Annotated in this window: 10 protein-coding genes; 2 read left to right on the top strand and 8 right to left on the bottom strand. The window is 71.2% G+C overall.

What is annotated here, in order from left to right; translation table 11 throughout:
* The 8 genes from ruvC to pgsA all read right to left on the bottom strand — a co-directional run.
* Window positions 1-492: crossover junction endodeoxyribonuclease RuvC (ruvC, locus tag AOK03_RS14595; protein WP_055565674.1), on the bottom strand; the 492-nt coding region annotated here is incomplete at its 3' end.
* A 129-nt stretch (window positions 493-621) separates the two neighbouring features.
* Complete coding sequence (locus tag AOK03_RS14590; RefSeq protein WP_055565671.1) at window positions 622-1,374, bottom strand: YebC/PmpR family DNA-binding transcriptional regulator; 753 nt, start codon at window positions 1,372-1,374, stop codon at window positions 622-624.
* 80 nt (window positions 1,375-1,454) lie between these two features.
* The gene (pdxT, locus tag AOK03_RS14585; protein ID WP_055565670.1) at window positions 1,455-2,075 is read right to left on the bottom strand and encodes a pyridoxal 5'-phosphate synthase glutaminase subunit PdxT; all 621 of its coding nucleotides are present in this window, start codon (window positions 2,073-2,075) and stop codon (window positions 1,455-1,457) included.
* Entirely contained in the window at window positions 2,075-2,995 is a 921-nt protein-coding gene (pdxS, locus tag AOK03_RS14580) for a pyridoxal 5'-phosphate synthase lyase subunit PdxS (protein ID WP_055565669.1), read from the bottom strand. Before pdxS ends, pdxT begins: the two co-directional genes overlap by 1 nt.
* A 158-nt stretch (window positions 2,996-3,153) precedes the next feature.
* A complete protein-coding gene (locus tag AOK03_RS14575) occupies window positions 3,154-3,699 on the bottom strand; it encodes a LemA family protein (RefSeq protein ID WP_055565668.1) in 546 nt (181 codons plus the stop codon).
* Window positions 3,700-3,880: 181 nt separating this feature from the next.
* Complete coding sequence (locus AOK03_RS14570) at window positions 3,881-5,044, bottom strand: glycosyltransferase family 4 protein (RefSeq protein ID WP_055565667.1); 1,164 nt, start codon at window positions 5,042-5,044, stop codon at window positions 3,881-3,883.
* Window positions 5,041-5,979, bottom strand: coding sequence for a phosphatidylinositol mannoside acyltransferase (locus tag AOK03_RS14565; protein ID WP_055565666.1), 939 nt, complete (start codon window positions 5,977-5,979; stop codon window positions 5,041-5,043). The genes AOK03_RS14570 and AOK03_RS14565 overlap by 4 nt, the downstream gene beginning before the upstream one ends.
* Window positions 5,976-6,674, bottom strand: coding sequence for a phosphatidylinositol phosphate synthase (gene pgsA / locus AOK03_RS14560; RefSeq protein WP_055565665.1), 699 nt, complete (start codon window positions 6,672-6,674; stop codon window positions 5,976-5,978). Before pgsA ends, AOK03_RS14565 begins: the two co-directional genes overlap by 4 nt.
* 258 nt (window positions 6,675-6,932) lie before the next feature.
* On the opposite strand from pgsA, the gene AOK03_RS14555 reads away from it, so the two are divergent.
* The gene (locus AOK03_RS14555) at window positions 6,933-9,140 is read left to right on the top strand and encodes an elongation factor G-like protein EF-G2 (protein WP_055565664.1); all 2,208 of its coding nucleotides are present in this window, start codon (window positions 6,933-6,935) and stop codon (window positions 9,138-9,140) included.
* Between the two features lie 181 nt (window positions 9,141-9,321).
* Entirely contained in the window at window positions 9,322-10,989 is a 1,668-nt protein-coding gene (locus AOK03_RS14550; protein ID WP_055565673.1) for a hypothetical protein, read from the top strand.
* Window positions 10,990-11,058: the final 69 nt, after the last annotated feature.

Raw genomic sequence — 11,058 nt, 5'->3', positions numbered from 1 at the left:
CTGCTGCAGGCGGTTCTGCGCGGGGGCGCGCCAGATGTGACAGATGGCGAGGGCCAGGGCGTCGGCCGCGTCGGCGGGCTTGGGGGGCGCGTCGAGCCGCAGGAGGCGGGTGACCATCGCGCCGACCTGCGCTTTGTCGGCGCGGCCGCTGCCGGTGACGGCGGCCTTGACCTCGCTGGGGGTGTGCAGGGCGACGGGGATGCCGCGGCGCGAGGCGCAGAGCATGGCGACCGCGCTGGCCTGGGCGGTGCCCATGACCGTGCGCACATTGTGCTGGCTGAACACGCGCTCGACGGCGACGACTTCGGGGCTGTGCTCGTCCAGCCACCGCTCGATGCCCTGCTCGATGGCGACGAGGCGGTGTCCCAGCTCCGCGTCGGCCGGAGTGCGTACGACCCCGACGCCGCGCATGGCCAAGGGGCGTCCCGCGACGCCTTCGACAACCCCTACACCACACCGGGTCAGCCCCGGGTCGACCCCCAGAACGCGCACGCAGCCCCTCCCATCGCCTGTCTGTGCAGGTTATCGGGTCCCTCTGACAACGCGATGGGCCGACGGGGGTGTGTCCCGTCGGCCCATGCGCGCCCCATGGGGGCGCGGGTCTTCGTCGAGCGAGGCGCGTTACGCGTCGACCTTCGCCATGACCTCGTCGGAGACGTCGAAGTTGGCGAAGACGTTCTGCACGTCGTCGCTGTCCTCCAGCGCGTCGATCAGCTTGAAGATCTTCCGGGCGCCCTCCTCGTCCAGCTCGACCTGCATGGTCGGGACGAAGTTGGCGTCGGCCGAGTCGTAGTCGATGCCGGCGTCCTGGAGCGCGGTGCGGACCGCGACCAGGTCGGTGGCCTCGCTGAGCACCTCGAAGCTCTCGCCGAGGTCGTTGACCTCTTCGGCGCCCGCGTCGAGGACGGCACCGAGGACGTCGTCCTCGCCCAGCTCGCCCTTGGGGACGATGACGACACCCTTGCGGTTGAAGAGGTACGAGACGGAGCCCGGGTCGGCCATCGAGCCGCCGTTGCGCGTCATGGCGACGCGCACGTCGGAGGCGGCGCGGTTGCGGTTGTCGGTGAGGCACTCGATGAGCACCGCGACACCGTTCGGGCCGTAGCCCTCGTACATGATCGTCTCGTAGTCGGCGCCACCGGCTTCGAGACCGGCACCGCGCTTGACCGCCGAGTCGATGTTCTTGTTCGGGACCGAGCTCTTCTTGGCCTTCTGGATGGCGTCGAAGAGGGTCGGGTTACCCGACACGTCGGCGCCGCCCGTGCGGGCCGCGACCTCGATGTTCTTGATCATCTTCGCGAAGAGCTTGCCGCGCTTGGCGTCGATCACGGCCTTCTTGTGCTTCGTCGTAGCCCATTTAGAGTGGCCGGACATCTGCCTGTCTCCTTCGCGTTACCCAACAACCAGTACGAACTCTCCCAGACCTTAAGGCCCCGGGGGGATCCCCGGAGATCCTACAAGGATCCCGCGCGCTGGTTACCCCGCGCCATCTCCACGAACAGCGCGTGGACCCGGTGGTCGCCCGTCAGCTCCGGATGGAACGACGTGGCGAGCGCGTTGCCCTGGCGCACGGCGACGATGTGGCCCGCGTGCTCGGCGAGCACCTCCACCTCGGCGCCGACCGACTCCACCCAGGGCGCGCGGATGAACACGCCCTCCACCGGGGCGCCTTCGACCCCCCGGACGTCGACGGCCGCCTCGAACGACTCGTTCTGCCGCCCGAACGCGTTGCGCCGCACGATCATGTCGATACCGCCCACCGTCTCCTGGCCCGAGCGCGGGTCGAGGATCTTGTCGGCGAGCATGATCATGCCCGCGCAGCTGCCGTAGACCGGCATGCCGTCCCGCACGCGCGCGCGGAGGGGCTCCATCAGGCCGAAGAGGGTGGCCAGCTTGGAGATGGTGGTGGACTCGCCGCCGGGGATGACCAGGCCGTCCACCTCGGCGAGCTCTTCGGGGCGCCGGACCGGCCTGGCCACGGCGTCAGCCGAGGCCAGGGCGATCAGGTGCTCCCGCACGTCCCCCTGGAGGGCGAGCACGCCCACCACGGGAGTGGCCGCTGCGGGAGTGGTCATCACCAGCCCCGGTTCGCGTAGCGCTCGGTCTCCGGCAGGGTGTCGCAGTTGATGCCGACCATGGCCTCGCCGAGGTTGCGGGAGGCGTCGGCGATGATCTTCGGGTCGTCGAAGAACGTCGTGGCCTTCACGATGGCGGCGGCGCGGCGGGCCGGGTCGCCGGACTTGAAGATGCCGGAGCCGACGAAGACGCCCTCGGCGCCGAGCTGGCGCATCAGGGCGGCGTCGGCAGGGGTGGCGACGCCACCGGCGGAGAAGAGGACCACCGGGAGCTTGCCCAGCTCGGCGGTCTCCTTGACCAGCTCGTACGGGGCGCGGAGGTCCTTGGCGGCGGCGTACAGCTCGTTGTTGTCGTAGCCGCGCAGCTTGGCGATCTCGTTCTTGATCTGGCGCAGGTGGCGGACGGCCTCGACGACGTTGCCGGTGCCGGCCTCGCCCTTGGAGCGGATCATCGCGGCGCCCTCGGCGATGCGGCGCAGGGCCTCGCCCAGGTTGGTGGCGCCACAGACGAAGGGGGTCGTGAAGGCGAACTTGTCGCTGTGGTTGACCTCGTCGGCCGGGGTGAGGACCTCGGACTCGTCGATGTAGTCGACGCCCAGGGACTGCAGGACCTGGGCCTCCACGAAGTGGCCGATGCGGGACTTGGCCATGACCGGGATCGAGACGGCCTCGATGATCTCTTCGATCATGTTCGGGTCCGACATCCGGGCCACGCCGCCGTCCTTGCGGATGTCGGCGGGCACCCGCTCCAGCGCCATGACGGCGACCGCGCCGGCGTCCTCGGCTATCTTCGCCTGCTCGGCGTTGACGACGTCCATGATCACGCCGCCCTTGAGCTGCTCGGCCATGCCGCGCTTCACGCGCGCGGTGCCGGTCTCGGGCGTCGGGGTGCTGCTGGCGGGGGTGTGGGGCACGGACACGGGGTTGACCTCGCTCGCTGAAGACGTTTTCTGCAGCTCCGAGGAAACGCCCCAGGACCAGGCCACAGCAAGGGCCAATGGATGACCGGTGGCTCATTTTCCGCGAACGCGGCTGGTCAGGGCGGTGCGAGCGCGGCTGACCAGCGGCTTCGCACGTCCTACGAGGTCGCTCGGTCGGCCAGTGCCGTCGGCGGTTCGTCGTCCATCTCGAACGCCATCGGGAAGGGCGCGTGGCCCGCGAGCCGGAACCAGCGGACCTTGCGGTGGCGGCGCAGGGCGCGGGCGGCGCGCACCGCGTCGTTGTGGAAGCGGCGGGCCATCGGCACCCGGCGTACGGCCGCGGCGAGCTCCGTGGCGGCCTCGTCCCCGCCCGGGGCCTCCCGCACCGCCTCGACCTGCTGGGCCTCGCCGAAGATGGCGCGCAGCGCCTGGCTGAGCTCGCTCTCGGCGACCTCGCGATGCTCCTCCTCCGCCTGTCTGGCCGCATGCGCCGCTTCGTAGAGCACGATCGACGCGGCCGGGTCCAGCACTCCGGAGGTGGCCAGCTCCTGGGCGACCGAGGCGCGGCGCAGCAGTTGGGCGTCGAGGGCGGCTCGCGCGGCGTCGATGCGCGCGTGCAGCCGGTCGAGCCGTCCGGCGGTCCAGCTCAGATAGAGGCCGATCGCGAAGAGCGCTGCCGCGATCCAGATCAAGGTGGAGGTCACGGGCGGCAAGGCTACCTTCGGGCGGGGGCGCCTTGAACCGGGCCACGGCGCCCGGCACCCCACCGCACCGCCTCCGGGGCTCGGGTGCCCGGCGCGCCGCACGCACCGTCCTCAGGGGCTCCGCCCCCGAGCCCCCGGTCCTCAAGCGCCGGAAGACGCCGGTCGGATCACAGGCCCCGGCTCAGCCCTTCTGCGCCAACCCGAACCGCGCCCGCAGCCCCGAGCGTTCGTCCGCCGCGACCGATGTGGCGCCGTCCGTGACCGTTTCGTAGACCGCGAGGATGTCGGAGCCGACCGTCGACCAGTCGAAGCGTCGTACGTGGGCGCTGCCGCGTGCGCGCAGGCCCTCGCGGCGCTCCGGGTCGGCGAGGAGGCGTACCGCGGACTTCGCGAGGGACTCCGCGTCCTCGTTGCTGAAGAGGTCGCCCGCCGCACCCTGGTCGAGGACCTGCGCGAAGGCGTCCAGGTCGCTGGCGAGCACGGGCGCGCCCGCGGACATCGCCTCGACCAGGATGATGCCGAAGCTCTCGCCGCCGGTGTTGGGGGCGACGTACAGGTCGACGCTGCGCAGCAGCCGCGCCTTGTCCTCGTCGCTGATCATGCCGAGGAACTCCACCCGGGAGCGCAGCTCGGCGGGGAGGGAGGCCACCGCCTCCTCCTCGTCGCCGCGCCCCGCGACCAGCAGCCGGGCGTTCGGGCGCTCGGCGAAGATCTGCGGGAGCGCCTTCATGAGGACCGGGAGGCCCTTGCGGGGCTCGTCGATGCGTCCGATGAAGCCGATCGTCTCGCCCTGCCACTCGGGCTTGGGCTCGGCATCGGCGAAGAAGTCGACGTCGACGCCGTTGGGGATGACGACCGCGTCGCCGCCCAGGTGCTCGACGAGCGTGCGGCGCGCGTACTCGCTCACCGCGATGCGTGCGCTGATCTTCTCCAGGGCGGGCTGCAGGATCGGGTAAGCGGCGATCATCGCCCGCGAGCGCGGGTTGGACGTGTGGAACGTCGCGACGATCGGGCCCTGCGCGGCCCAGCAGGTGAGCAGCCCCAGGGAGGGCGACGCGGGCTCGTGGATGTGGATGACGTCGAACGTGCCCTCGTGCAGCCAGCGGCGTACCCGCGCGGCCGACAGGAAGCCGAAGTTGAGCCGGGCCACCGAGCCGTTGTACGGCACGGGAACGGCCCGTCCCGCCGACACGACGTACGGCGGGAGCGGGGTCTCGTCGTCGGCCGGGGCGAGGACGGAGACCTCGTGCCCGAGACGGATGAGGTGCTCCGCCAGATCGCGGATGTGGAACTGGACGCCGCCCGGCACGTCCCACGAGTACGGGCAGACGATGCCGATTCTCACGACGCCTCCCCCGCCGGGGCCCGACCGGCGCGGGGTGCGTGGTCGGCACGGGGTTCCAGGTCGGCGAGCCACAGACGCTGCAGCATGTGCCAGTCCTCCGGGTGGTCGGCGATACCGGTGGCGAAGGCGTCGGCCAGCGCCTGTGTCATGACAGACGTCTTCTCCGCCCGCGTGCCTGTCTCCGGGACGTCGACGGGCGGATGGACGCGCCCCTTCATGACGGGCGATTCGTCATACCAGAGGGTGACGGGCAGCAACAGAGCTCCGGTCTGCTGGGCGAGCATCGCGGGGCCCGCGGGCATCCGGGCGGTGTCTCCGAAGAACTTCACCTCGACGCCCGACTCCGACAGATCACGGTCCGCGACGAGGCAGACGAGGCCTCCCGCGCGCAGCCGCCGCGCCAGCGTCCCGAAGGCGGAGCCTCCGGTGTGCGGCAGGACCTCCATGCCGAGGCTCTCGCGGTAGGCGACGAAGCGGTCGTACAGCGTCTCGGGCTTGAGGCGCTCTGCGACCGTCGTGAAGGGGGTCTCCAGCTCGGTGGTGACCCAGGCGCCCGCGAGGTCCCAGTTGCCCAGGTGCGGCAGGGCGAGGACCACGCCCTTGCCGGCGGCGAGCCCGTCCGTGAGGTGGTGGACGTCCTTGACGTCGAAGCCGCCCTTGACGCGCTCCCTGCTCCAGGACGGCAGCCGGAAGGACTCCATCCAGTACCGCAGGTAGGAGCGCATGCCCGCCCTGGAGAGCTCGGCGAGCCGCTGCGGGCTCGCGTCGGGCACCACGCGCGCGAGGTTGGACTCCAGCCGCAGCACGCCCTTGCCGCGCCGTTTCCAGACCGTGTCGGCGATGGTCCTGCCGAGCCGCTCGGCGACCGGTTCGGGGAGCTTCTTGACGGTGCTCCAGCCGAGCCCGTACAGCCCGTCGGTGAGTCGGTCCTTCACTGCGCGGCCTCACTCTCCTGCGTCGCCGAGTTCGTCGGGGGCGCCGGGTTGGCCCGGTCCGCGGCGGCGTCCGCCTCGGCCGACTCCCGGCGCACGGTCACGACGCGCTGGACGAGGGTGACCATGCTGCCGGCCGCGACCGCCCACAGGGCGATCGGCAGCAGGATCTGGATGCCCGGCACGCCGAACTTGTGCAGGCCCGCCAAGCCCGCGGCGACCAGCGTGATCACCAGGCGCTCGGCGCGCTCCACCAGGCCGTTGACGGCGACGGGCAGGCCGATGGCCTCGCCGCGCGCCTTCGTGTACGAGACGACCTGGCCGCTGGCCAGACAGAAGATGGAGACGGCGCAGAGGATGTTGTCGTCGCCCGATCCGGCGTACCAGAGAGCGAGGCCTCCGAAGATCGCGCTGTCCGCCACCCGGTCGAGTGTCGAGTCCAGGAACGCGCCCCAGCGGCTGGAGCGGCCGAGCTGGCGGGCCATGTTGCCGTCGACGAGGTCCGAGAAGACGAACGACGTGATGACGATCACGCCCCAGAAGAGCTCACCCCGGGGGAAGAAGACCAGCGCTCCCGCCACCACACCGGCCGTGCCGATGAAGGTGACCGCGTCGGGGCTGACCCCACGGCGGATGAGAAACGCGGCGAACGGCGTGAGGACACGCGTGAAGAATGCACGCGCGTACTTGTTCAGCATGGCCTTCCCGAGGGTTCGGTGCGCCGCGCGGCCCCGTTGGCCACCGGCTGGCCCATCGTAGTCACGCCGTTGACGGACCGGCTCGCGCCCTCACGATCGCGTACGACGTATGGACGCACAGTGACCCGAGTGGAAAGCTCGAAAGCATGACGGGCGCCGTCGGAGCCGCCCCGCAGTGGGCCCCGCGCGTCCGCGAGCAGCCAGCATCCCCGAGGGGGCTGAGCCTCCTCACCGTGCATGTGACCGGGAGGCCAAGGCATGGGCGACAAGGCGAACGCACACCCCGGAGCCGCCGGCAGGGCAGCATCGGCCGACCAGCCCGCGTCCGTACGGAATGTGGTGCTGGTCGGCCACAGCGGATCGGGCAAGACGACTCTGGTGGAAGCCCTCGCGCTGACGGCGGGGGCGGTGAACCGGGCGGGTCGCGTGGAGGACGGCGGCACCGTCTCCGACTACGACGAGATCGAGCACCGGCAGCAGCGCTCGGTGCAGCTGTCACTGGTCCCCGTGGAGTGGGACGGCATCAAGATCAACCTACTGGACACACCCGGGTACGCCGACTTCGTCGGGGAGCTGAGGGCCGGTCTGCGCGCGGCGGACGCGGCCCTTTTCGTCGTCTCGGCGGCCGAGGGCGTCGAGGGCATCACCGGCGCGACCCGCATGGTGTGGGAGGAGTGCGCGGCGGTCGGCATGCCGCGGGCCATCGTGATCACGCACCTCGAATCGGCCCGCGCGGACTTCGCGGCGATGACCCGCTCCTGCGCACAGGCGTTCGGCGCGGACGACCCCGACGCCGTGGTGCCGCTCTACCTGCCGCTCCACGGCGAGCAGGGACCGGACGGCCACGCCCCGGTGACCGGTCTGATCGGGCTGCTCTCGCAGCGGATATTCGACTACGCCTCCGGTGAGCGCAAGGAGTCCGAGCCGGGCGCCGACCAGCTCCCGCTGATCGAGGAGGCGCGCAACACCCTGATCGAGGGGATCATCGCCGAGAGCGAGGACGAGTCCCTCATGGACCGCTACCTCGGCGGCGAGAGCATCGACTTCAAGACATTGGTGGACGACCTGGAGCGGGCGGTCGCGCGAGGCATCTTCCATCCGGTGCTCGCCGCCGCGCCGGCCGCGGAGGGCTCCCGCCAGGGCATCGGCACGGTCGAGCTCCTCGAACTGATCACGGGTGGCTTCCCCACCCCGCTCGAACACCCGGCACCGGCCGTGACCACCCCCGGCGGCAAGGCGCGGCCCCCGCTCACCTGCGATCCCGCAGGACCCCTGGCCGCCGAGGTCGTGAAGACCGCCTCCGATCCCTATGTGGGCCGGATCTCCCTCGTCCGCGTCTTCTCCGGCACCCTGCGCCCCGACGAGACGGTGCACGTCTCCGGGCACGGCCTCGCGGACCGCGGCCACGAGGACCACGACGTCGACGAGCGCATCGGCGCGCTCTCCTCCCCCTTCGGCAAACAGCAGCGCACGCTGACCCGGTGCGTCGCGGGCGACCTGGCGTGCGTGGCCAAGCTGAACCGCGCGGAGACCGGCGACACCCTGTCCGCCAAGGACGCCCCGCTCCTGATGGAGTCCTGGGACATGCCCGACCCGCTCCTGCCGCTCGCCATCCAGGCGCACAGCAAGGCCGACGAGGACAAGCTGTCGCAGGGCCTGTCGCGGCTCGTCGCCGAGGACCCGACGATGCGGCTCGAACAGAACCAGGACACCCACCAGGTGGTCCTGTGGTGCCTGGGCGAGGCGCACGCCGACGTGGCCCTGGAACGGCTGCGCAGCCGGTACGGCGTCCAGGTCGACGTGGTGCCGTACAAGGTCTCCCTCCGGGAGACGTTCGCGGGCAAGTCCGGTGGCCGGGGCCGTCATGTGAAGCAGTCCGGCGGGCACGGGCAGTACGCGATCTGCGAGATCGAGGTGGAGCCGCTGCCGGGCGGCAGCGGCATCGAGTTCGTCGACAAGGTCGTGGGCGGCGCGGTCCCGCGGCAGTTCATCCCGTCCGTCGAGAAGGGGGTGCGCGCGCAGGCGGCGAAGGGCGTCGCCGCCGGATACGCGCTCATCGACGTGCGCATCACGCTCCTGGACGGCAAGGCGCACTCGGTGGACTCCTCCGACGCCGCGTTCCAGACGGCGGGCGCGCTCGCGCTGCGGGAAGCGGCCTCGGGCGCCAGGATCCATCTGCTCGAACCGGTCGCCGAGGTGCAGGTGCTGGTCGGCGACGACTACGTCGGCGCGGTGATGAGCGACCTGTCGGGCCGCAGGGGCCGGGTGGTCGGCACCGAGCAGGCGGCCGGCGGTCGGACCCTCGTGCGGGCCGAGGTGCCCGAGATCGAGATCGGCCGGTACGCGGTGGACCTGCGCTCCCTCTCGCAGGGCACCGCACGCTTCAACCGTACGTACGCACGCCACGAGCCGATGCCCCCGCAGCTCTCCGAGAAGATTCGCGAACGGGCGCACGACGGAACGTAGTTGCCGAGCACGGGCGCGTGCCGTCCGCCCCTCCTGCCGGGCGGTCGGCATTCGGCCGCCCCCTGACGGATGTCGGTGCGCCCCGATACGCTGATGACCTGATCAACAGATGCGCCGGGCCGCAACAGGTGTGCCGGACAGGGAAGTCGGGAAGAGCCGCAGCAGCGAAGGCGTCGCGGCGATGGGGGCGGCAGTGGCGGACGATGTATTCGACTTCAGGCCCGGGGCCCAGGTTCCGCTCTCGGGTGCCGCGGGACAGACCGCGGCGACACACGCCCTGGCCTCGGCGGCGTATCGCGACGGAGACGTGGACGGCATCCTCGCGGCCAACAACGAGTGGCACAAGTCCGAGGTGAAGCCCGGAATTTGGTCACTCTTCAAGCCGAACCTGGGCGAGGCGTTCGCGCGGACCGTGCAGGTGCGGATGCTGGGCGGCGGCCGCAGTCCGCTCATCCAGTCCTTCGGGACGGAGCCGCAGTCGGTCGTCGAGCACTGCCTCGCGGCGAACCGCATCCGCAAGGAGCGCGACAGCTGGCTGACCGCCGTGACGGTGCTGTGCGGTGTGCTCTTCCTGCCGGGTCTGATCGTCTGGCTCCTCGTCTTCACCATCCGGCGGCAGGTCGCCAAGAGCGAGGACAAGCGCGCGGGAGCGCTCGCGACGGCCGTGCTGATCGCCATGGGCGTCCTGGCCGCGGTCGCCCTGCTCAAGCTGCCCTTCGGCGGCTTCTGGGCCTGGTATCTGCGCGCGGCGATCGTGCTGCCCGTGGTGGGCTGGTTCTGGGCGAAGCAGATCGCCGAGCGCACCGCCAGGGACTTGCGCGAGCGCTGGTCGAGCCTGCTCGCGGGCGGCGGCATCGGCGCCAAGATCCCCGAGGCGGTCCCCGGCAGCCCCGGCGAGACGGCCGCCGAGCGGCTGCGCCAGGGCCTCGCCAGGCTCTCCGCCGAGCAGCAGAGCAACTCCGTGTTCTACGCCGGTCCCAAGGGCATATTGGGCATGGGCACGCGCTGGGGCAGCTGGCAGCTGGCCGAGGAGCTGGTGCCGGCCGAGGACGGCAAGGAGATCCACCCCTTCCGCAGCTGGGACGTCATACGGGCGGTGCACGACCAGCTGCGCATGCTGGAGCGCGGCCCGCTGCACACCGGCGGCTTCCCCGCCCCCGACATAAACCACTGGATCGTCTCGCCCATCGGGGAGAACGCCAAGTCGGTGTCCCGCCCCACCGGCACGGACGTCGAGGCCTTCCAGATCCGCGGCCACGAGATACAGCGCATCTGCAACGAGCAGCAGTTCGGCAGCGGCAACCGCCACTACCTGGGCGTGCAGTTCACGCTCTGGGACGGCCAGTTGGTCATCACGATGCTGATCACGGTGACCGTGCTGCACGAGACGCTCCGCATCGAGGTCACCGGCCATGCCCTCGGCCCCGTGCACCCGCTGTTCACCACGAAGCCCTCGCCCAAGACGAAGACAGTCGCCAAGCCGATCAGGTTCTGGGAGACCACTACCCGCAACCTGCCGCTGATCGACGCGGACGAGGTCGTGCGCCTCGCGGTCCGCGCCCCCTTCACGTGGTACCCGCCGATCCTGGACCACCTCGGCGGCAAGCTGGTCCTGCCCGAGCCGTTCGGCCTGCGGCACGCCTGGGCCGACAAGCCGTGGCGGCACCGCTTCATGGCGGACGACGCGCTGCGCGCCGCCACTCCGGTGCTGCGCGTGGTGCACTCGGCCGCGATCAAGGTCCTCGAAGAGAACGGCGTGAACACGGAGAAGTTCGGCGCCCGTTCCGGCTTCCTCAGCGGGGCGATCCAGGACCCGATGCCGAGGAAGGCGGATGTGTACGACGCATGAGGCAGGGGGCGGCGAGCCTCACGCAACCCACCGCCCCCTGGTCCATCGCCGGTAGCCCCTGCGGGGGCT

The organism is Streptomyces atriruber, assembly GCF_001418325.1.
Lineage (GTDB): Bacteria > Actinomycetota > Actinomycetes > Streptomycetales > Streptomycetaceae > Streptomyces > Streptomyces atriruber.
This window is presented reverse-complemented; position numbering and strand designations above follow the sequence as displayed.